General features: G+C 66.1%; 16 protein-coding genes. 6 read left to right on the top strand and 10 right to left on the bottom strand.

Features of this window, described 5'->3' with window-relative positions:
• Complete coding sequence (locus tag DQG17_RS01005; protein WP_116130900.1) at positions 1-1,998, top strand: acetyl/propionyl/methylcrotonyl-CoA carboxylase subunit alpha; 1,998 nt, start codon at positions 1-3, stop codon at positions 1,996-1,998.
• Positions 1,999-2,107: 109 nt separating this feature from the next.
• Here DQG17_RS01005 and DQG17_RS01010 read toward each other — a convergent pair whose 3' ends face one another.
• Positions 2,108-2,713: a DUF4174 domain-containing protein gene (locus DQG17_RS01010; RefSeq protein ID WP_369907965.1), complete on the bottom strand. Its 606-nt coding sequence runs from the start codon at positions 2,711-2,713 to the stop codon at positions 2,108-2,110.
• 117 nt (positions 2,714-2,830) lie between these two features.
• Between DQG17_RS01010 and scpA the strand changes: the two genes are divergently transcribed.
• The 3 genes from scpA to DQG17_RS01025 all read left to right on the top strand — a co-directional run bounded on the left by scpA (position 2,831) and on the right by DQG17_RS01025 (position 6,657).
• Positions 2,831-4,975, top strand: coding sequence for a methylmalonyl-CoA mutase (gene scpA, locus DQG17_RS01015; RefSeq protein ID WP_116130901.1), 2,145 nt, complete (start codon positions 2,831-2,833; stop codon positions 4,973-4,975).
• A 102-nt stretch (positions 4,976-5,077) separates the two neighbouring features.
• Positions 5,078-5,680 (top strand): VOC family protein, encoded by a 603-nt coding sequence (locus tag DQG17_RS01020; protein WP_116130902.1) that lies wholly within the window; start codon positions 5,078-5,080, stop codon positions 5,678-5,680.
• Between the two features lie 293 nt (positions 5,681-5,973).
• Positions 5,974-6,657 carry a molecular chaperone DjiA gene (locus DQG17_RS01025; RefSeq protein ID WP_116130903.1) on the top strand — a complete coding sequence of 228 codons (684 nt, stop codon included), beginning with the start codon at positions 5,974-5,976 and terminating at the stop codon, positions 6,655-6,657.
• A 56-nt stretch (positions 6,658-6,713) separates the two neighbouring features.
• Here the strand turns inward: DQG17_RS01025 and DQG17_RS01030 are convergent, their stop codons facing one another.
• The 5 genes from DQG17_RS01030 to DQG17_RS01050 form a co-directional block, all read right to left on the bottom strand.
• A complete protein-coding gene (locus DQG17_RS01030) occupies positions 6,714-7,823 on the bottom strand; it encodes a putative zinc-binding metallopeptidase (protein ID WP_116130904.1) in 1,110 nt (369 codons plus the stop codon).
• A gap of 401 nt (positions 7,824-8,224) precedes the next feature.
• Positions 8,225-9,943, bottom strand: coding sequence for an FAD-dependent oxidoreductase (locus DQG17_RS01035; RefSeq protein ID WP_116130905.1), 1,719 nt, complete (start codon positions 9,941-9,943; stop codon positions 8,225-8,227).
• Position 9,944: 1 nt separating this feature from the next.
• The gene (locus tag DQG17_RS01040) at positions 9,945-11,018 is read right to left on the bottom strand and encodes a thiamine pyrophosphate-dependent enzyme (RefSeq protein WP_116130906.1); all 1,074 of its coding nucleotides are present in this window, start codon (positions 11,016-11,018) and stop codon (positions 9,945-9,947) included.
• Positions 11,018-12,190 (bottom strand): pyruvate ferredoxin oxidoreductase, encoded by a 1,173-nt coding sequence (porA, locus tag DQG17_RS01045; RefSeq protein ID WP_116130907.1) that lies wholly within the window; start codon positions 12,188-12,190, stop codon positions 11,018-11,020. Before porA ends, DQG17_RS01040 begins: the two co-directional genes overlap by 1 nt.
• On the bottom strand, positions 12,183-12,749 hold the full coding sequence (locus DQG17_RS01050) for a 2-oxoacid:acceptor oxidoreductase family protein (RefSeq protein WP_116130908.1): 567 nt from the start codon (positions 12,747-12,749) through the stop codon (positions 12,183-12,185). Before DQG17_RS01050 ends, porA begins: the two co-directional genes overlap by 8 nt.
• Positions 12,750-12,972: 223 nt before the next feature.
• Between DQG17_RS01050 and DQG17_RS01055 the strand changes: the two genes are divergently transcribed.
• Positions 12,973-14,004, top strand: a complete 1,032-nt coding sequence (locus tag DQG17_RS01055; RefSeq protein ID WP_116130909.1) for an endonuclease/exonuclease/phosphatase family protein — start codon at positions 12,973-12,975, stop codon at positions 14,002-14,004.
• Positions 14,005-14,040: 36 nt separating this feature from the next.
• A complete protein-coding gene (locus DQG17_RS01060) occupies positions 14,041-14,496 on the top strand; it encodes a hypothetical protein (RefSeq protein ID WP_116130910.1) in 456 nt (151 codons plus the stop codon).
• Positions 14,497-14,530: 34 nt separating this feature from the next.
• Here DQG17_RS01060 and DQG17_RS01065 read toward each other — a convergent pair whose 3' ends face one another.
• From DQG17_RS01065 to DQG17_RS01080, 4 genes are all read right to left on the bottom strand, one after another.
• Complete coding sequence (locus tag DQG17_RS01065) at positions 14,531-16,093, bottom strand: Ppx/GppA family phosphatase (protein ID WP_116130911.1); 1,563 nt, start codon at positions 16,091-16,093, stop codon at positions 14,531-14,533.
• Positions 16,094-16,145: 52 nt separating this feature from the next.
• Entirely contained in the window at positions 16,146-18,320 is a 2,175-nt protein-coding gene (locus DQG17_RS01070; RefSeq protein WP_116130912.1) for an RNA degradosome polyphosphate kinase, read from the bottom strand.
• Between the two features lie 61 nt (positions 18,321-18,381).
• Positions 18,382-19,074 (bottom strand): chromosomal replication initiator DnaA, encoded by a 693-nt coding sequence (locus tag DQG17_RS01075; RefSeq protein ID WP_116130913.1) that lies wholly within the window; start codon positions 19,072-19,074, stop codon positions 18,382-18,384.
• Positions 19,074-20,219: an AI-2E family transporter gene (locus tag DQG17_RS01080; RefSeq protein ID WP_116130914.1), complete on the bottom strand. Its 1,146-nt coding sequence runs from the start codon at positions 20,217-20,219 to the stop codon at positions 19,074-19,076. The genes DQG17_RS01075 and DQG17_RS01080 overlap by 1 nt, the downstream gene beginning before the upstream one ends.
• Between the last annotated feature and the right edge of the window lie 218 nt (positions 20,220-20,437).

Genomic DNA, 20,437 nt, shown 5'->3' on the forward strand with positions numbered 1-20,437 from the left:
ATGTTTAAGAAGCTTCTGATTGCCAACCGGGGAGAGATTGCCTGCCGGGTCATCAAGAGCGCCAGGAAGATGGGGATCAGCACAGTCGCCGTCTATTCCGACGCCGACCGCCAGGCGTTGCATGTGGAGATGGCCGACGAGGCGGTGCACATTGGCCCGCCGCAGGCCAACCAGTCCTATATCGTGATCGACAAGATCATGGATGCGGTCCGCCAGACCGGCGCCGAGGCGGTGCACCCCGGATATGGCTTCCTGTCCGAGAACCCGAAATTCGCCGAGGCGCTCGAGGCCGAGGGCGTCGCCTTCGTCGGCCCGCCCGCCTCGGCAATCGTCGCAATGGGGGACAAGATCACCTCGAAAAAGCTCGCGAAGGAGGCCGGCGTTTCGACCGTTCCGGGCTATATGGGGCTGATCGCGGATGCTGAAGAAGCGGTGAAGATCTCGAACGAGATCGGCTATCCGGTAATGATCAAGGCCAGCGCCGGCGGCGGCGGCAAGGGGATGCGGATCGCCTGGAACGATCAGGAGGCGCGCGAGGGCTTTCAAAGCTCGAAGAACGAGGCGGCAAGCTCGTTTGGCGACGACCGGATCTTTATCGAGAAGTTCGTCACCCAGCCGCGCCATATCGAGATCCAGGTGCTGGCCGACAAGCATGGCAACTATCTGTGGCTGAACGAGCGCGAATGCTCGATCCAGCGCCGCAACCAGAAGGTCATCGAAGAGGCGCCGAGCCCGTTCCTTGACCCCGAGACCCGGCGCGCGATGGGCGAACAGGCCTGCCGGCTGGCCGCGGCGGTGAATTATTGCAGCGCCGGCACGGTCGAATTCATCGTCGATGCCGACAAGAACTTCTATTTCCTCGAAATGAACACCCGGTTGCAGGTGGAACATCCGGTGACCGAGCTGATTACCGGCATCGACCTGGTCGAGCAGATGATCCGTGTCGCCAATGGCGAGAAGCTGCCCTTCACCCAGGACGAGATCCCGATCAACGGCTGGGCGATCGAAAGCCGGCTCTATGCCGAAGATCCCTATCGCAACTTCCTGCCCTCGATCGGCCGGCTCAGCCGCTATCGTCCGCCCGCCGAGCTGGCCCAGCCCTTCATGGCGGTGCGCAACGACACCGGCGTCTTCGAGGGCGGCGAGATCTCGATGTATTACGACCCGATGATCGCCAAGCTTTGCACCTGGGGCCCGGACCGGGCCATGGCCATCGAATACATGCGCAATGCGCTCGACGAATTCGAGGTCGAGGGGATCGGTCACAACCTGCCGTTCCTGTCGGCGGTGATGGACCACGAACGTTTCATCAGGGGCGACATCACCACGGCGTTCATCGCCGAGGAATTCCCCGAAGGCTTCAACGGCGTCGAACTTGGCGAGGCCGAGCAAGAGAAGGTTGCAGCGGTCGCCGCGGGGATGTACCGCGTGGCCGAGATCCGGCGCACCCGGATCACAGGCACCATGGACAACCACAAGCGCAAGGTCGGCAAAGAGTGGGTCGTGACCATTGGCAAGCGCGAGTTTCCGGTCGAAGTCGAGGCCGATCGCAATGGTACGACCGCCCATATCGACGGCCAGTCCATCGTCATGCGCAGCGACTGGACCCCGGGCGACCGGCTGTGCAAGGTCGAGATCGATGGCGTGCCCCATGCCTTCAAGGTGCAGAAGATCTCGTCCGGCTATCGGGTCCGCTATCGCGGTGCCGACATGAAGGTGCGGGTCTATACACCGCGCCGGGCCGAACTTGCCCGCCTGATGCCCGAAAAGATGCCGGCCGACACGTCGCGTCTGTTGCTTTGCCCGATGCCGGGTCTGATCGTGAAGCTCGACGTGCAGGTCGGCGATGTGGTCGAGGAAGGTCAGGCGCTGTGCAGCGTCGAGGCGATGAAGATGGAGAACATCCTGCGCGCCGAGAAACACGCGACCGTGGTCAAGATCAACGCCGGGCCGGGCGACAGCCTGGCGGTGGACGACGTGATCATGGAGTTCGAGTGATCCCCGCGGGGATCATACCCTCGGGCCGCGGGCCGGAGTCTCCGGCCCTGGCCACCCCTGTGCGTCACGGGGCGGCCGGGGCGCGGTCTGTCGGGCGCCGGATCCGGCGTCAGCCTGCGGATTGGTCGTCTATCCGTTCCCGGATTTCGTCCTGCCGCAGCGGTGTCCGGTCGATTGACCGGGCAATCTCGCGGCTGTGCCAAGGACTGGGCTTGCGCAGCTTGACCGTGCCGTCCTTGTCGACCAGAACGAGAGAGAAGCCGCGCGGGCGCAGAGTCTTGCGAACGGCGCTGCCGTTGGCCGGGTCGGTGTCGATCACGACAACGACGTCACGGTCGCTGAGGTCGCGCGGCCATTGTTCGATGATCTGCATCTGCTTGATGAAACGAGGGTCGGCCGGCGTGTCTGCAAATATGACGAGCACCCGGTTGGTCCAGAGGAATTGTTCGAGCGTCACGTCTGCGGCGCTGAGGATGTCCAGCGTGACGACTGGCGCGGACTCGACGGGCGCCGGGAACGGCGTCTCTGTGGACCCGTCGGGCATTTCGGGCGCCGACGTGACCGGATCGAGGCCGGCTGGCGCATACGTCTGGGCGTCGCCCGAGGCCGGAATGGCCAGGGCGAGACTCAACAGAATGGCGCTCGACGACGGACGAAACACTCTCGGCACTCCCCTTGTCCCACAGGATATAGGCGTGTGGGCCATAATGGCCATGGGTGAAAGACGAAATTTGCGCACCGCGGGCAAGGCCGGCGATGCGATTGAGGTCCGGGGCAGATACCCGGACAGCCCGCGCAGAGCGCGGGAACCTGGACTGGAGGACTACCCCCGATGACCGATAAAAAGACCACCAAGGACTGGGAGGCGCTGGCCAGCAAGGAGCTGCGCGGTCGCCCGGTCGAAAGCCTGACCTGGGAAACGCTGGAAGGCATCGACGTCAAGCCGCTCTATACCGCCGAGGATACCGCGGACCTGCCGCATATGGGCAGCCTGCCCGGGTTCGAGCCCTTCACCCGCGGCGTGAAGGCGACGATGTATGCCGGCCGTCCCTGGACGATCCGGCAATATGCCGGCTTCTCGACCGCCGAGGAATCGAACGCCTTCTATCGCAAGGCGCTGGACGCCGGGCAGCAGGGCGTCTCGGTTGCCTTCGACCTGGCGACCCACCGTGGCTATGACAGCGACCATCCAAGGGTCGAGGGCGACGTCGGCAAGGCTGGCGTCGCGATCGACAGCGTCGAGGACATGAAGATCCTGTTCGACGGCATTCCGCTCGACAAGGTTTCGGTCTCGATGACCATGAACGGTGCGGTGATCCCGGTGCTGGCGAACTTCATCGTCGTCGGCGAAGAGCAGGGCCACGACAAGTCGGTGCTGTCGGGGACCATCCAGAACGACATCCTCAAGGAGTTCATGGTCCGCAACACCTATATCTATCCGCCCGAACCCTCGATGCGGATCATCGGCGACATCATCGAATACACCGCCAACGAGATGCCTAAGTTCAACTCGATCTCGATCTCGGGCTACCACATGCAGGAAGCCGGTGCGAACCTGGTGCAGGAGCTGGCCTACACGCTGGCCGACGGCCGCGAATATGTCCGCACCGCGATCAAGGCCGGGATGGAGGTCGACAAATTCGCCGGCCGGCTCAGCTTCTTCTTCGCCATCGGCACCAATTTCTTCATGGAGATCGCCAAGCTGCGCGCGGCGCGCACGCTTTGGGACCGGGTCATGACCGAGTTCGACGCGAAGGACCCGCGCTCGAAGATGCTGCGCACCCACTGCCAGACCTCGGGCGTCAGCCTGGCCGAGCAGGACCCCTACAACAACGTCATCCGCACGGCCTATGAGGCGATGTCGGCCGCGCTTGGCGGCACCCAGTCGCTGCACACCAACGCGCTCGACGAGGCGATTGCGCTGCCGACCGATTTTTCGGCCCGGATCGCGCGCAACACCCAGATCATCCTGCAGGAAGAGACCGGGATCACCAAGGTCGTCGATCCGCTGGCGGGCTCCTACTATATCGAGGCGCTGACCGGCGAGTTGATCGACAAGGCCTGGACGCTGATGCAGGAGGTCGAGGAGATGGGCGGCATGACTGCCGCTGTCAACTCGGGCATGCCGAAGCTCCGGATCGAGGAATCGGCCGCCAAGCGTCAGGCACTGATCGACCGCGGCCAGGACGTGATCGTCGGCGTCAACAAGTATCGGCTGGCCAAGGAAGATCCGATCGACATCCTCGATGTCGACAACGTCGCGGTGCGCAAGAGCCAGATCGCCCGGCTGGAGAAGATCCGGTCCGTACGCGACGAGGCAGCCTGCCAGGCGGCGCTGGAGGAAATCACGCGCCGGGCGAAAGAGGGCGGCAACCTGCTGGAGGCAGCGGTTGACGCCTCGCGTGCCCGGGCATCGGTGGGAGAGATCAGCATGGCGATGGAAAAGGTGTTCGGCCGTCATCGCGCCGAGGTCAAGACGCTCGCCGGCGTCTATGGCGCGGCCTACGAGGGGGACGATGGCTTTGCCGCGATCCAGAAAGCGGTCGAGGACTTTGCCGAGACCGAGGGCCGGCGGCCGCGGATGCTGGTGGTCAAGATGGGCCAGGATGGCCATGACCGCGGCGCCAAGGTAATTGCCACCGCCTTTGCCGACATCGGCTTCGACGTCGATGTGGGTCCGCTGTTCCAGACCCCGGAAGAGGCCGCGCAGGATGCCGTCGACAACGACGTGCATATCGTCGGGATCTCGTCCCAGGCTGCCGGCCACAAGACGCTGGCGCCGCGGCTGATCGAGGAGCTGAAGAAGAAGGGTGCAGAGGACATCATCGTGATCTGCGGCGGGGTGATCCCGCATCAGGATTATGATTTCCTCTATAACGCCGGGGTGAAGGCGATCTTCGGACCGGGCACCAACATTCCTTCGGCGGCGCAGGATATCCTGAAGCTGATCGGCGACCGACGCGTCGCGGCCGAGTAAGGCGGCGCAGATGGCACCTTCCGCCTTTGGCGGGGCTGTCTGAGCCGGAAAGAACGGGGGCGGGTCGGGCACGATCCGCCCCTTTTGCAATGGAGGGAAGGGATGTTCCGGTTCGATCATGTCGCAGTTAGCTGCGAAGTGCTGGAGGATGGGGCGGCAGCGGTTGCCGAGGCCCTCGGCGTGGCGCCGGGCGGCGGTGGGCAGCACCCGGATTTCGGCACCCACAACCGGCTTCTGTCGTTGGGGCCGGCGGAGTATCTGGAGGTCATCGCCATCGACCCCGACGCCCCGGCGCCGGGACGGGCACGCTGGTTCGGGCTCGACCATTTTGCGGGGCCGCCACGGCTGAGCAACTGGGTGCTGGCCTGCGAGGATCTGGATGCGGCCGTTGCCCGGCTTGGACCCCTTGTGGGGCAACCGATGCAACTGAGCCGCGGCGCCTATCGCTGGCGCATGGCGGTGCCCGAGACGGGCGTGCTGCCTTTTGACAATATTCATCCGGCGCTGATCGAATGGCAGGGGCCGCGTCCCGCGCCGACGCTGCCGGTCAGCGGCTGCGCGCTGGCCGAGCTGGTGGTGTCGCACCCCGAGGCGGGGCGGCTGGCCGCAACGCTGGGGCTTGACGACCCGCGAATCCGGTTCGCGGCGGGCAAGCCGGGGCTGCAGGCCCGGATCGACACGCCGACAGGCCCCGCGAGCCTTTGATGATCGCTCGCCGGGTGGGTCCCGGGGGCAGGGGGACCATCGCCGGATCGCTGGTTTACCGGGCTAGGACCCCGCCCTTGACTGCGGCGCGGCGACGCGGCGCCGACTGTCGGGGCGGCAGCCTGACGGGCGCAGAGCGGCGAAAAACCGGCCATACTCGCCTTTGAGGCGAGGAGAACGGCCTTGCGGAGCGGCGCATGTGTCCGCGCCGGCGGCATAATCGGCCGCCTTCCGCAGCTTGTGGCAACCAAAAAGCCCTGTCAGAGGCCCGGCGCCCGGGCTAGGGTCGGGCCATGTCGATCTGGTCGCGCATATCCGCGGCGCTTTCTGCGCTCAGCTCCGGGCAGCCTCTGTCCGAGGTGTTCAGCCACCTGCGCCGGCCGCCCGAGCGGACCGTGGCCTTTGCCATTGCGGTGATCGCGCTCGGGGCAAAGATCGCCAAGGCCGACGGGCAGGTCACGCGCGACGAGGTGCGCGCGTTTCGCGAGGTCTTCGTCATCCCGCCCGAGGAAGAGGCGAATGCCGCGCGGGTGTTCAACCTCGCCCGGCAGGATATCGCGGGCTATGCCGATTATGCCCGCCGGATCGCTGCGTTGTTCGACAGCGGGGATCCTGCACTTCGCGACCTGATGGAGGGGCTGTTTCACATCGCGACCGCCGACGGGGACTATCACGCAAACGAGGACAAGATCCTGGCCGAAGTGGCCGCGATCTTTGGCCTGAGCGACCGCGAGTTCCGCAGCCTGCGGGCCCGGTTCGTGCCCGATTGCGCCCACGATCCCTATGAGGTGCTGGGAGTCAGCCCGGAAATGCCGCTGGGCGATATCCGCCGGGCCTGGCATCGCGCGGTGCGCGACAGCCACCCCGACGTGATGATCGCCCGCGGCGTGCCGCAGGAAGCCGTACACATGGCCGAGCAGCGGCTGATTGCGATCAACCGCGCCTGGGAAGAGATCTCGTCGCGCGCCGACGCCTGAGACCGTCCCGCCCGATCCCGTCCCCTCCGGCCCGCCGGAGCCCCAACACGGCCGGGCTACACCGCCCCGCCGGATCTTTGGGCCGCGACCAGATCGTGCACGAAGCCGATCTTGCGCCGCACTTCCTGTGACAGCGAGAATGGATAAGGGTCGTGCTGCCCGATCGAGCGGTTGAGGGTGTTGAGCGCGACCGTCAGCGGCATCCACGACGCGATCAGCTCGCGCGATCCGGTGGGATTGTAGGGGTCGATATCGATATCGGCCGAAAGCTCGCCGTCCCTGTCCATCTCGGGGTCGATCAGGATGCCAAGCGCCGTTGCGGTTTCGAGCGTATCGACCATGTGCAGGTAATGCGCCCAGGTCTCGGCCCAGTCCTCCCACGGGTGCATGGTGGCATAGGCCGAAATATGGGCGGCCTCCCAGCCGGCCGGTGCGCCGGTCTGGTAGTGGCGTTCCAGCGCCTCGCCATAATCCGCCCGTTCGTCGCCGAACATTTCCCGGAAAGGATCCAGCGCGCCGCCGTCGCGGACCAGGATGTCCCAATAGTAATGCCCGACCTCGTGCCGGAAATGCCCCAGCAGCGTGCGATAGGCCTCGCCCATCTCGCTGCGCAACTTCTCGCGCGCGGCATCGTCGGCCTCGACCAGCGAGATTGTCACCACTCCCTCGGCGTGGCCCGTCATCACCCGCTTGGCGGAGCCCGGATCGTCGGCGAGAAAGTCGAAGACCAGCGGCTCGGGGTGGGCATCACCCGGCACCGGCCGCGGCAGGCCAAGCCGGATCAGGGTATAGATCAACCGCCGCTTCGATGCCTCGATCCGTTGCCAGCGGGCGTGGCGCTCGGGGTCCGACAGGTCGGGCACGGTGCGGTTGTGCTGGCAGGCCAGACAGAATGCCTCGCCTTCCTGCGACGCCTCCTCGGGCACCATCCAGTTGCAGGCGCTGAGTTCCCAGTTCCGGCAGAACCGCCAAAGCTGCGGCGACGCGACAGCCGCGTCGCCCGAACCGTCGGGCGACGGCGCGACGCGCCAGGCCGATCCGTCGGGCTCGACCGCGGCCATCCTGTCCAGTTCGGGCAGATAGCCGACGGTGTGGCCGCAATGCAGGCAGGTCGTGTTCTCGAAGAACAGCACCTGTCCGCAGCACTGACATTGAAACAGTTTCATCCAGTTCTCCTGATCTGCCGCGCGTGTCGTCGTGGCCTTCGCCGACCGCGGATCAGACCGCCGTGTTCAAGGGGTAACTATAGCATTCTCGGTGGTCCGGGCGAAAATCTCGTATCCGGGCAAACCGGGTGGCAGCCGATCTGCCGCTGCGCGGGCCATCACCGTCGTTTGAGTGTCGATACCACCCGTTTGCCTGTGGCATCGAGCAAACGAGGTGCGGGCCGAAATGTTCCGGATCTTGGCGGGCGCCCGCTACGGGTGGGTGTCCTCCGGGCCATCGATCTCTCCAGATTCACAAAAGACGGAAAAGGCCCGGAACGGCAGCGGTGCCACCATTCCGGGCCTAGCCTTCTCCCCGGGAAGTTCCTCGGGGGCCGGGGCGTCTCATGCCCCGGCCCCTGTCAAACGGTCTGGTCGCTGTCCTGCCAGGTGTCGGTGCGCATCTGGATGAAGCCCGTCGGGCATTCGTTGGCGCAGATCCCGCAGCCCTTGCAGTAGTCGAGATCGAACAGATAGTGCGAGCCGTCCGAGGCAAGCTCGGCAGTCTTGATCACGGCATTGTCGGGGCACATCACCCAGCAATTGTCGCAGGCCAGACAATTGCCGCAGCTCAGGCAGCGGGTGGCCTCGCGCAGCGCGCCCAGACGGCCGATGTCGCCCTCGATCTCGGCCTCGAAGGTGCGGTCTGCCACCGGCAGCTTCGGCACCCGTGCCCGCTCGATCGGGCCGAAATAGACGGTGTTGAGGCCCGCGGCCGGCATCTCGCCGCGGTCGTCTCTGACCGGATCGGGCAGGCCGAACAGCTTTGCCGCCACCGCCTCGACCGCCAGGCGGCCGTCGCCGATGGCCTCGGCCACGGTGCCGCGGTCGCCGCGGGCGTCGCCGATGGCAAAGACATTCTCCTGCGGCGTCCGCCCCCAGGGGTCGGTCGCGTCGAGGTAGTGCCGGCGGCTCAACAGGCTGTGCAGCCCGTCGGCCTTTACCCGTTCGCCGATGCAGGGGATCACCATGTCGACCGAAACCACCCTTTCGGTGCCCTCGAACTGGACCCGGTGCTTGCGCCCGTCGGTGCCGGTAAGCTTTTTCAGCGAGACGATCTCGACCCCGGTCACCCTGCTGCCCTTCATGATCAGCCGCTTGACGGTGGCGTGTTCGACAATCTCGATGCCTTCCTCAAGCGCCTCTTCCAGCTCGCGCGGGACGACGTTGATCAGGTCGGCCGGGTCGGTGTCGGGGCCGGGCAGGGCAGAGGCGGTGATCAGCGTCACCTGTTCGACCCCGTGCCGTTTCATCATCCGGCAAAGATCGATTGCGGTGTTGCCGCCGCCGTGGACGGCGACATGGTGCGCCGCCGGGAACTCGCCGTGGTCCATGAACTCGCGCAGCAGGTGCAGCCCTTCGTGCAGGTCGGTCGGCACTGCGCCGTCGACGTTCCACTCCTTGCTCTCCTGACAGCCGGGGGCGAGGATCACCGCGTCATGCGAGCGCCCGAGTTCGTCGAGCGTCACGTCGCGGCCAAGCTTGCAGCGCAGGTTGATCGTGATGCCGGGCAGCGCCAGCAGCCGGTTCAGTTCGGCGTCGAGCGCCGGCCGCGGCAGCCGGGTCGGCGGGATCGCCGAACGCAACAGGCCGCCCGCCTCGGGCAGCGCCTCGAAGATCTCCGCCCGCAGGCCGAGGCGGACGCAATGATAGGCCGCCGACAGACCGCCGGGACCGGAACCCACGATGGCCACGACCGGCGCATCCTCGGCCGGCGGTGCGACCGGATAGGCCCAGCCCTTGGCGATTGCCTCGTCGCCCAGCCAGCGTTCGACGTTGTGAATGGCCAGCGGCGCATCGATGGCATTGCGGTTGCACGCGGCCTCGCAGGGGTGCGGGCAGACCCGGCCGGTGACGGCGGGAAGCGGGTTCGCACGGACCAGTTCGCGCCAGGCCAGTTCGACATGGCCTTCCTGCAGCCAGGCGAACCAGGCCTGCTGATCCTCCCCCGCCGGGCAGGCGGCGTGGCAGGGCGCCTTGGTGTGCACGTGGCTCGGGCATTCGGTCGAGCGCCAGTTGCCGGTCTTGAACAGCAGCGATGTGCCCGGTTCGGCGTGGGCGCCGCGATTGATGACAACCATCTCAGCGTTCTCCTGCGGAACGGTCGCGGGCGACATGGGCGATGCCGGCGGTGTCGGCCGGATCCTCCCCTTCGCCGCGAAGATTGAAATGCGAGATGTTGTAGTCGGCCAGCGCCTGCAGATGGGTCAGCTCTTCGACCGCGCGGGGATCGTCGGGGTCCATCAGGTGGCCGAACCGGCCCTGCAGTTCCAGATAGTCCCTGACCGGGCGCACCTTGCGGATCGGCATCACGTTCGACAGGGCGCCGCGCTCCATCTCGACGATGGGGAACAGGCCGCAGTCGGCGGCGCGGCGCGCGACCTCGATGGTCAGGTGGCTGTCGTGTTTCCAGCCAAGCGGGCAGGGCGAATGCACGACCAGGAACGTCGGCCCCTCGATCCCCATGGCATAGCGCACCTTGCGCTGCAGGTCGGCCGGAAAGGCGACCGAGGCCGAGGCGGAATAGGGGATGTGGTGGGCGGCGATGATCGACAGCAGGTCCTTCTTGAGGTGCCGCTTGCCCATCCGTTCCGGCCCCGCCGGCGATGTCGTGGTCGAGGCCGCGTGCGGCGTCGAGGATGACCGCTGGATGCCGGTGTTCATGTAGGCCTCGTTGTCATAGCAGACATAGAGGATGTTGTGATAGCGCTCGAGCATCCCCGAGAGCGCCTGAAAGCCGATGTCATAGGTGCCGCCATCGCCGCCAAAGGCGAGGATCTTGGTGTTGCGGCCCTTGGCCTTCATCGCCGCCTCCATGCCCGAGGCAACGGCGGCCGAGTTCTCGAACAGCGAATGGATCCACGGCACCTGCCAGGCGGTCTGCGGCCAGGGGGTCGTGAACACCTCGAGACAGCCGGTCGCGTTGGCGACCATCACGTCGGGGCCGGCGCATTCCATCACAAGCCGTGCCGCCAGCGCCTCGCCGCAGCCCTGACAGGCACGATGTCCGCTTTCGAGGCCGCAGAACCGCGGCTGGCGGTCGCGCTGGCTGCCGCCCTGATGGAACCGGTCGGGCGGATCGACGGGATGGCGCCCGAATTTCTCGCGCAGCTCGGCAAGGCGCTCGTCCTTGCGGTCGGTTTCGTAAAGGCTCATCACCTGTCCTCCGGCGGCAGCATCGAGAGATCGGCGTCAAAGACCGAGAACGCCGGGGCATCCGGGTCCTCGATCGCGCTCAGCAGATCGGCGACGATGGTTTCGGGAATGTCGCGTCCGCCAAGGCCGATTGCGTGGTTGTGGATCCGCGGCGCGCCGGGCTGGCCGTAAAGCGCCGCGCGCACCTCGCAGCCGAGCACGCCGCCAAGCCCCGGGGAAATCGCCCGGTCGATCACGATCAGATGGTCGAGTCCCGCAACCGCCTGACGCAGGGCAGCTTCCGGGAAGGGACGGAAGGCGCGCAGCTTGATCAGTCTTGCGTCCGGCCCCTCGGTGCGGTGGGCAAGCCCGCTGCGCAGCGTCCCGACGGTCGATCCCATGGCAAGAAACCCGATCCGCGCCTCTTGCGGTCCCTCGACCGTCAACAACCCGCCGCAGTTGCGCTTGAAGGCCTTGCCCCAGGAGGCGTCGACCTTTTCGATGACCGGCAGGGCATTCTGCACGGCGGCATGGTGGGAATGGCGCACCTCGGGGAAGAACTCGGGCCCGACCAGCGCGCCGAGCGACTTCGGGTCGCTGGGGTCGAGCGCGCGCTTGAAGTTGAACGGCGGCAGCCACTTGCGCACCTGCGCCAGTGTCGGAAGGTCGATCACCTCCATGGTGTGGGTCAGCACGAAGCCGTCCATGCAGACCATGACCGGCAGGTCGGTGTCCTGGCTGATCTTGAAGGCCTGGACCGTGGTATCGACCGCCTCCTGGTTGTTCTCGCAATGCAGCTGGATCCAGCCCGAGTCGCGCACCGCCATGCTGTCGGAATGGTCGTTCCAGATGTTGAGCGGGGCCGAGACGGCGCGATTGGCAACCGTCATCACCAGCGGAATGCGCAGACCCGCGATATTGAACAGGACCTCGGCCATCAGCAGCACGCCCTGGCTCGACGAGGCGGTATAGGCCCGCGCACCCGAGGCCGCGGCCCCGAGCACCACCGAGGCGGCAGAGAATTCGCTTTCGACGCTGACGAATTCGGTGTGCAGATCGCCATCGGCGACAAGTTTCGAGAGGTTTTCGACGATATGGGTTTGCGGGGTGATCGGATAGGCCGCCACCACGTCGGGCTCGCACAGCGCCACCGCGCGGGCGATGGCCTGACTGCCTTCCAGCGCTTCACGCATCCTGCACCTCCCGCCAGCTTCCCTGCGGCATCAGTCCCGCGCTGTGTTCGATCAGTTCGAGGTTCCGGCTCAACGTTGTCCCCTTGAACCGCCCGCGCACCGCGGCGGCCAGCGCCTCGACCGGCAGATCGCCGGTCAGTGCCAGCAGTGCCGCCAGCAGTGCGGTATTGGGGATTGGCTTGCCAATATGTTCCAGCGCCAGTTCGGTTGCCGGAATGCATTTGGCGCGGCAGCCGAAGGTCTCGGACACCTCTTCGTCGGTTCGCTTCGTGTTGACGATCATGCTGCCGCCCGGCTTCAACCCCCCCGTTATGCCGCGATCCATCAGCAGGGTGTCGTCCTGGACGATCAGAAAGTCCGGGGCGCGCACCTGGCTGCGCAGATGGATCGGTTGATTGTCGATACGGACAAAGGCGGTGACCGGAGCCCCGCGTCTTTCCGCGCCAAAGGCCGGGAACGCCTGACAGGTGTGCCCCGCCTCGAATGCCGCGGATGCCAGAAGATAGGCTGCCGCCACACTTCCCTGTCCGCCGCGTCCATGGATGCGATATTCGATCATTGTGCTGCAAGGCTAGGCCCGCGGCGCAGGTCCAGCAATGATACGGGTCAATGCGAGCGCTGCAATTTGCGCATTCCCGAATCGATGTTAGCGTTCGTACCTAGACACTTGAAATCGCTTGAGAAACTATATTTCGCGTTTGGGCGCGATTCTATTTCATTTGCTTCTCGCAAGAAAGTTGCGAGCGTCCGGAACAGCGCTGAGTCTTGCCGAGGGGGGCATCATGCGGATCGCGACCTACAATGTCGAATGGATGAACGCGCTGTTCGACGACGACGGCCAGCCGCTTGCCGACGACGCCCCTTCGGCGCGCTACGGGATCAGCCGCGGCGCCCAGCTCGATGCGCTTGGCATCGTGTTCACGGCACTCGATGCCGACGCGATCCTGATCGTCGAGGCCCCCGACCAGAACCGCCGGCGCAGCACCGTGGCGGCGCTGCAGGCCCTTGCGCGAGGTTTCGATCTGCGGACCGGAACGGCAGTCGTCGGCTTTGCCAACGAGACCGAGCAGGAGATCGCGCTGCTCTATGACCCCGCGGCGGTGACCGCCCGCCACGACCCGCGCGGCACCTTCGCCGGCAAGAAGGGCTCGGGCGCCGCGCCGCGGTTCGACGGCACCTTCCTTATCGATCTCGACATCGACGCGACGCCCGATCTGGTGAAGTTCTCGAAGCCGCCGCTCGAGCTCGCGATGGCCGGTCCGGGGGGGCGCGAGTTCCGCATGATCGGCGTGCATGTGAAATCCAAGGCCCCCTATGGCGCCGCGACGCCGGACGAGATCATGCGGCGGTCGATCGCCAACCGGCGCAAGCAGCTTGCGCAGTGCATCTGGCTGCGCCAGCGGGTGGACGAACACCTGGCGGCGGGCGATCCGCTGATCGTGCTGGGCGATTTCAACGACGGCCCCGGACTGGACGAATACGAACGGCTTTTCGGCCGCTCGGGGATCGAGGTCGTTCTGGGCTCCGATCGCCCGATTTCCGAACGGCTGTACGATCCCAATGCCCATGTGGCGCATCTGGGTCCCGGCGTTGCCCGCCCGACCACCGCGCGGTTCTACAATGCGGCCAGCAAATGCTATCTCACGGCGCTTCTCGACTATATCATGGTCTCGCCCGGCCTGATGGCGCGTCGTCCGGCGTGGCGGGTGTGGCACCCGTTCGACGATCCGGCAATCTACAAGGTCCCCGAATTGCGCGAGGCGCTGCTGACGGCGTCGGACCATTTTCCGGTGACGCTCGACATCGAACTGTGACTTTCACTGCCGCCGGGGCAGCCGTATGATTGCGCCATGATCCGTTTCGCAACCCTCGTCCTGTTCCTTGCCCTGCCGGTCGGCGTGGCCGCGCAAGACACCGTGCCCGCGCCCGGCGTGATCCAGCCGCTGGACAACGCGCCCGCGCCCGAGATCGCCCCGCCGCCCGAGGATCCGGCCTCGAGCACAATCGAGAACGGGATCGACCTGCTTCAGCAGGGCGGCCGACAAGTGTTGCGCGGCCTTCAGGACCAGATGGCTCCGCTGATGCAGGACCTTGCGGACGAGGTGGAACCGAAGCTGCGGGCCCTTGCCGGGGAGATGCGGCCGATGTTCGAACAGCTATCGCAGATGATCGACGACATCACCGATTATGAGGCGCCCGAAAAGCTGCCGAACGGCGACATCCTGATCCGCCGCCGTCCGCGGCCGGATCCGGCACCGCCCGAACAGCCGGATGCCCCCGCGCAGGGCGACGAGATCGATCTGTGAGTGCGGCGCTGTCTGCGTGCCCGCGACTGCCGCCTCAGCCAAGGCGCTGGCTGGTCGAGCCGTGGTTCGTCATGGTGACGATGGTCTCGGCCCCGAGGGTCGTTGCCAGCGCGGCAAGCCGCGCCTCGGCCACTTCGCCGTAAAGCGGCTCTGCCTCGGGCAGCAATTGCAGTTCCAGGATCTTCATCTTGGGGCGGTATTTCAGCGTCCCCATCCGTTCGGGATTGGCGAACGAGAACATGGCGCCAAAGCGCATCGCCTTGCCCAGCACTTCGGCCTCGTGCATCAGCCGTTCGTCAAGCAGTTCCAGCAGCGGCGCGAACCGGTCACCGGGCCGCGCATTGCGATAGCGGTGCGACAGCGCCAGCCCGAGGAAGATCCGCCCCCGATGGTCGATGCCGCCGATGTTGCCGCGGATGGCATAGTCGAACCCCACCTCGGCGCGATAATCGGGGTGGGCGCGCCAGTTGACATCGTGCAACAGGCAGGCGGCCTTGATCCAGCGCATCTGCGTCGGCGGGACATGGAACAGCGGCGAGATGAAATCGAACAGGGTGCGGCCGAAGCCCGGCAGCCGCGACGAGGAATATTCGGCATAGCGCGCCGCCTCGATCAGCGGGTCGCGCGAGCGGATGCGATGGGGCATCTGTTCATAGAGCAGCCCCTCGCGGATGCCATAGCCCGAGGTCACGATCTCGTGGATGCGGAAGCTCGACATCAGCCGTCGCAGCACCTCGCCCGCCAGCGGCACCAGGCTGATCCGCGCCGAGGACAGGCTGGCACGAAGCCGCAGCGCCTCGAGATCCTGATCGGCGATCCAGTCGAGCGTGTCGCGCACGGACTTTGGCGTCATGCGATAGTCCTGCAGCACCAGCAGCGGATAATCGTGGCGCAGCATGTCGAGCCGGGCAATCGCGCGCCAGGACCCGCCGACAAGATACAGCCGGTCGTGGCGCTCGATCTTTCCGGCCAGATCGGCAATCACCTGCTTGATCTCTTTCGCGCGCGCCTTCTGCCCGCCGCCGAGCCCCTGCAGGCGCAGCGGCCCGAGCGGGCTGGTGGCCCGTTCCCAGACCCGGCTGCTTTCGATCCGCGCCAGTTCCATCGACGATCCGCCGATGTCGCAGACCAGCCCCTCGCCCTCGGGCCAGCCGAGCAGGACCCCCTGCGCCGAAAGCCGGGCCTCCTCGTCGCCGTCGATGACGTGGATCTTCTGGCCTGTCTCGCGTTCGACGTCGGCCTTGAACTCGGGGCCGTCCTCGGCCACCCGCATCGCCGCGGTCGCAACCGCGGTCAGGGGCATGATCCCCATGCCCTCGGCCAGCGCCACGAACCGCCGGATCGCCGCCATGGCGCGATCCTTGCCGCGAGGATTGAGCCGCCCGGTTTCGTTCATCCCGGCGCCGAGGCCCGCCATCACCTTTTCGTTGAAGAAATACGCCGGACTGCGGGCGGCGCCGTCGAAAACCACCATCCGAACCGAGTTCGAGCCAATGTCGATGACCCCCACACGTGCCAGCGCCCGCGCCGCCGGATCGTCAAAGATAGGTCGGCCGAAGGGGGCCCACTTGTCCTTTTCTTCGGGTGTCCCGCTCATATCGGTCTCCGATCGTCCCCTGGCCGAGAGTGCTCCGGGGGCGGTTGAAAGGTCAATCCCTGGTATGTGTAAGCTCCGGGACATCTGCCGCACCCGCCGAGCCACGGCCGGACAGGGACGGGTTTTCCAGGAAGAAGCGGTGGCAACTGAAGCCGCTGTCACCCTCGTCGGGTCTGCACCGCTCATAGCTTCCGTCGGGCTTCAGCATCCAGCTTTGCGCCTCGTCGGCCATGTTCGCGGCCATGATCTGGCTGACGATCTGCGCCTTCACGGTCGGGTTCTTGATCTCGACCATGGTCTCGACCCGGCGTTCGAGGTTGCGCCCCATCCAGTCGGCCGACGAAATGAAGACCTCGGAGCGTTTCGAGGGCAGGCCTGCGCCATTGCCGAAGCAGACGATGCGGGAATGTTCCAGAAACCGTCCGACGATGCTTTTCACCCGGATGGTTTCGGACAACCCCTTGATCCCGGGACGCAGCCCGCAGATGCCGCGGATCACGAGGCTGATGTTCACCCCGGCCTCCGAGGCGGCATAGAGCGCGTCGATCACCTCGGGTTCGATCAGCGAATTCACCTTGGCCCAGATCTCGGCCGGCTTGCCCGCGCGCGCAAACTCCGCCTCGCGCCCGATCAGGGCGATCAGCCGCTGCTTCAGGGTGTGGGGCGAGATTGCAAGGTTCTCCAGATGCTCGGGCCGGGCATAGCCCGACAGATAGTTGAAGACCTTGGTCGCGTCGCGACCGAGCGGCGGATCGCAGGTGAAGAAGCTGAGGTCGGTATATATCTTTGCGGTGATCGGGTGATAGTTTCCGGTGCCGTAATGGGTATAGGTCACCAGCCTGTCGCCCTCGCGGCGCACCACCGAACTGATCTTGGCGTGGGTCTTGAGCTTGGTGAAACCATAGACGACATGGGCGCCAGCGCGTTCGAGCTTGCGCGACTGCCGGATATTGGCGGCCTCGTCGAACCGCGCCTTGAGCTCGACCAGTGCCGTCACCGACTTGCCATCCTCGGCCGCCTCGCAAAGCGCGGCGACAATCGGCGAATCCCACGACGTGCGATACAGCGTCTGCTTGATCGCCAGGACGTTCGGGTCGCGCGCCGCTTGCTGCAGAAACCGCACCACCATGTCGAAGGTCTCATAGGGGTGGTGCAGCAGCATGTCCTTCTGGCTGATCGCGGCGAACATGTCGCCCTCGTGGTCCTGCACCCGTTCGGGCACCCGCGGCGTGAAGGAGGGCCACAGCAGGTCGGGCCGGTCATCGACCAGCAGTTCCTTGAGATCGGCCAGACCGATCAGGCCCTTGACTTCGACCACCTCGTCGCCGGTGATCGCGAGTTCATTCATGATCGTCGTGCGCAGGTTCTTGGGCGCCCCGGCGGTCAGCTTCATGCGGATCACCTCGCCGCGGCGGCGGCGTTTCAGCGCGGTCTCGAATTCGCGCACCAGATCCTCGGCCTCTTCCTCGACCTCGAGATCGCTGTCGCGCAACACCCGGAAGGCGCAGTGCCCCTCCAGCCGATAGCCGGGGAACAGCGATCCGAGATGCAGCACCAGCAGATCCTCGAGCGGGAAGAAGCGGTGCGCCCGGCTTTCGTCGGGCAACCGGATGAAGCGGGCGACCTGGGCCGGGATCGGCAGCAGCGCCTGACGCGCCACCCCGTCGCTGATCCGCGCGATCTGCAACGCGAGGCAAAAGCCGGTGTTGGGGATGAAAGGGAAGGGATGCGCGGGGTCGATTGCCAGCGGCGACAGCACGGGAAAGACCTGGGCCACGAAGTGCTGCTGCAGAAAGGCGCGGTCCGCTGCGGTCAGCTTGGAGGTTGTCAGCAGCTTGATGCCTTCGTCCTCGATTTCGCGCCTGAGCCCGTTCCAGGTGCTTTGCTGGGCTTGCAGCAACTCGCGCGCATCCGCGTCGATGCGTTCCAGTTGCTCGACCGGCGTCAGCCCGTCATGCGAGGTCGAAACATGCCCCTCGCGGGCAAGTTCGCGCAGGCCTGCCACCCGGACAGTATAGAATTCGTCAAGGTTGGTGGCCGAGATCGAGATGAACCGGACCCGCTCCAGCAGCGGCACCTTGGGGTTGCTGGCCTCTTCGAGAACCCGCCAGTTGAACGCGAGCCAGCTGAGTTCGCGGTTGAAGAACCGCTTCGGTCCGCTGGCATGGGCGGCCGGGACCTCGATCGGGTCGGGGAAGGGCGACTTCAGGAAGTCGGTCTGGGTCATCTTGCCTCGATGTCATCCTGGCGCCGCACGGCGGACCGGGCAGAGGCCCGGGGCTATGGCGTTACGCCTCTTTATCCTGCTCTGCGCCGGTCTCCAAGACTTCGGCGGCAAGCCTCGGGCCGATCGACCGTCCGGTGCCGAGTGCTTGCGCATCGAGTGCGGCGACAATCCGGCCGGCCGCCGCAAAGGATCGTTCCATGCGCCGCAGCAGCCAGGGGATCAGGCTGGGCTGCGGCACCAGTTGCCGGTCGGCGAACAGCTTGATCAGCACCGCCTGCAACAGCGCGTCGTCAGGTTCTGCAAGCCGCAGCGCCGGGGTGCCGCTGAGCCGGCTGGCAAGGTCGGGAAGCGCGATGCGCCAGCTTGCCGGCGGGGCGATCCCGGTCACCAGCAGCCGCCCGCCTTCGGCGAGAACGAAGTTGTGCAGATGAAACAGCGCCTCTTCGGCGGCGGCGTTGCCGGCAATCGTGGGAACGTCCTCGACCGCGATGTTGCCGGGGGGACAGTTCGGGTCGGGTTGCCAGCCTTCGATCCCGGCTGCGGGCAGGATCGTTGCGGCAGCGTCGTCGGCCCAGACCCGGGTCAGATGGCTTTTGCCCGCACCTTCGGGTCCGATCAGCGCCAGCTTGCCCGAAGGCCAGCTGCGCCAGCGGTCGATCTCGGCCACGGCGAGCGCATTCGACGGCGAGACATAGAAATCGTCGCGCCCGGTGGCAGTGCGCACCGGAAGGTTCAGTGGCAACTGGTTGCCCATCACCGGTCCTCGGCCCCGCCGGGCGCGGGCCTGTCGAGGTCGGTCTCGCCGGGGTCTGTCTGTCCGGGGTCTGTCTGGTCGTGCGTGGCGCGGCCGGCGGTGCCACGATACAGCAGCCCGCTTTTATACTGCTCGATCAGGAACCGCACGATGACCCCGATCACGGCCGAGACCGGTACCGCCACAAGCAGCCCGACGAAGCCGAACAGCGCGCCGAACACAGACAGCGCCATGAGCAGCCACACCGGGTGCAGCCCGACCGATCCGCCGACGAGCTTTGGCGTCAGCACATTGCCTTCGATCATCTGCCCGGACAGGAAGATTGCCGCGACCACCGCAATCATGGTCCAGTCGCCCCAGAACTGGAACAGCGCCAGCCCGATGGCGAGCGTGCCGCCGACCACCGAGCCGATATAGGGAATGAAGGTCAGGATGCCGGCCAACGCCCCGACCACCAGCCCGAAATCGAGACCCGCAAGCAAAAGCGCGATGGAATAGTATAGCCCGAGCAGGAAACACACGGTGCCCTGGCCCCGGACAAAGCCCGCGAGCGTGCTGTCTATATCGCTGGCAAGCCGGCGGATTGTCGGCGCATGGTCGCGCGGCAACAGATCGTCGAGCCGGGCCACGGCGCGATCCCAGTCGAGCAGCAGATAGAAACTGACGACCGGCACGATCACCAGCAGGGTGACGACCTGCACGAGGCTCGATACCGAACTGACCGCGCCCTTCACCAGTTCGCTGCCTTTGGACGAGACCATCTCTGCCAACGAGCCGATCGACTGGCGGATCGTCGAATCGGATTCGCTCAGCGTCGGAAACCGCGCCAGCAGCCACGCCTGCAGCTTCTGTGCCAGATCGGGGAGGGTCTCGATGAGCGAGGAGGCCTGATCGACCAGAAGCGGAATGATCAGCAGGATCGCTATGACGAACACGAGCGCGCCGCCGACGCTGATGATCGTGACCGCAAGCACGCGCGACAGTCCGCGCGCCTCGAACCAGTCGGCGACCGGGTCGAGCAGATAGGCGATGGCAGCGCCAAGGACGAAGGGCAACAGGACATTGCCAAGCAGCCACATGGCTACAAGGAAGGCCGCGGCGACGGCACTCCAGATCTTGACCTGTGACTGGGCGGATAGGGCCATTGGCGCTCCTTTCCCCCCTGATGTCGCCCAGGTGCCGGGAATTTGCAAGCAAGCCCGCAGCCAAAGCCGATGGGGCCGCCGAGGCCCCGCCGCGGGCCGCGCGGCAGCCCCCCGAGCGGCGGTGGCCCCGCGCTGGCCCGCGCAGTCGCTGCGGCACGGCCCCCGGACATGGGGCGGCTCGCCCGCCGGGTCCCGCCGCCATGGCGGAAATATTCCGT

This window comes from Tropicimonas sp. IMCC34043, from assembly GCF_003390845.1.
Lineage (GTDB): Bacteria > Pseudomonadota > Alphaproteobacteria > Rhodobacterales > Rhodobacteraceae > Tropicimonas.

Excerpts from the sequence above, each read along its gene's own strand:
- DQG17_RS01005 (WP_116130900.1), top strand. The coding sequence starts at position 1 with ATGTTTAAGAAGCTTCTGATTGCCAACCGGGGAGAGATTGCCTGCCGG.
- DQG17_RS01010 (WP_369907965.1), bottom strand. The coding sequence starts at position 2,713 with ATGGCCATTATGGCCCACACGCCTATATCCTGTGGGACAAGGGGAGTG.
- scpA (WP_116130901.1), top strand. The coding sequence starts at position 2,831 with ATGACCGATAAAAAGACCACCAAGGACTGGGAGGCGCTGGCCAGCAAG.
- DQG17_RS01020 (WP_116130902.1), top strand. The coding sequence starts at position 5,078 with ATGTTCCGGTTCGATCATGTCGCAGTTAGCTGCGAAGTGCTGGAGGAT.
- DQG17_RS01025 (WP_116130903.1), top strand. The coding sequence starts at position 5,974 with ATGTCGATCTGGTCGCGCATATCCGCGGCGCTTTCTGCGCTCAGCTCC.
- DQG17_RS01030 (WP_116130904.1), bottom strand. The coding sequence starts at position 7,823 with ATGAAACTGTTTCAATGTCAGTGCTGCGGACAGGTGCTGTTCTTCGAG.
- DQG17_RS01035 (WP_116130905.1), bottom strand. The coding sequence starts at position 9,943 with ATGGTTGTCATCAATCGCGGCGCCCACGCCGAACCGGGCACATCGCTG.
- DQG17_RS01040 (WP_116130906.1), bottom strand. The coding sequence starts at position 11,018 with ATGAGCCTTTACGAAACCGACCGCAAGGACGAGCGCCTTGCCGAGCTG.
- porA (WP_116130907.1), bottom strand. The coding sequence starts at position 12,190 with ATGCGTGAAGCGCTGGAAGGCAGTCAGGCCATCGCCCGCGCGGTGGCG.
- DQG17_RS01050 (WP_116130908.1), bottom strand. The coding sequence starts at position 12,749 with ATGATCGAATATCGCATCCATGGACGCGGCGGACAGGGAAGTGTGGCG.
- DQG17_RS01055 (WP_116130909.1), top strand. The coding sequence starts at position 12,973 with ATGCGGATCGCGACCTACAATGTCGAATGGATGAACGCGCTGTTCGAC.
- DQG17_RS01060 (WP_116130910.1), top strand. The coding sequence starts at position 14,041 with ATGATCCGTTTCGCAACCCTCGTCCTGTTCCTTGCCCTGCCGGTCGGC.
- DQG17_RS01065 (WP_116130911.1), bottom strand. The coding sequence starts at position 16,093 with ATGAGCGGGACACCCGAAGAAAAGGACAAGTGGGCCCCCTTCGGCCGA.
- DQG17_RS01070 (WP_116130912.1), bottom strand. The coding sequence starts at position 18,320 with ATGACCCAGACCGACTTCCTGAAGTCGCCCTTCCCCGACCCGATCGAG.
- DQG17_RS01075 (WP_116130913.1), bottom strand. The coding sequence starts at position 19,074 with ATGGGCAACCAGTTGCCACTGAACCTTCCGGTGCGCACTGCCACCGGG.
- DQG17_RS01080 (WP_116130914.1), bottom strand. The coding sequence starts at position 20,219 with ATGGCCCTATCCGCCCAGTCACAGGTCAAGATCTGGAGTGCCGTCGCC.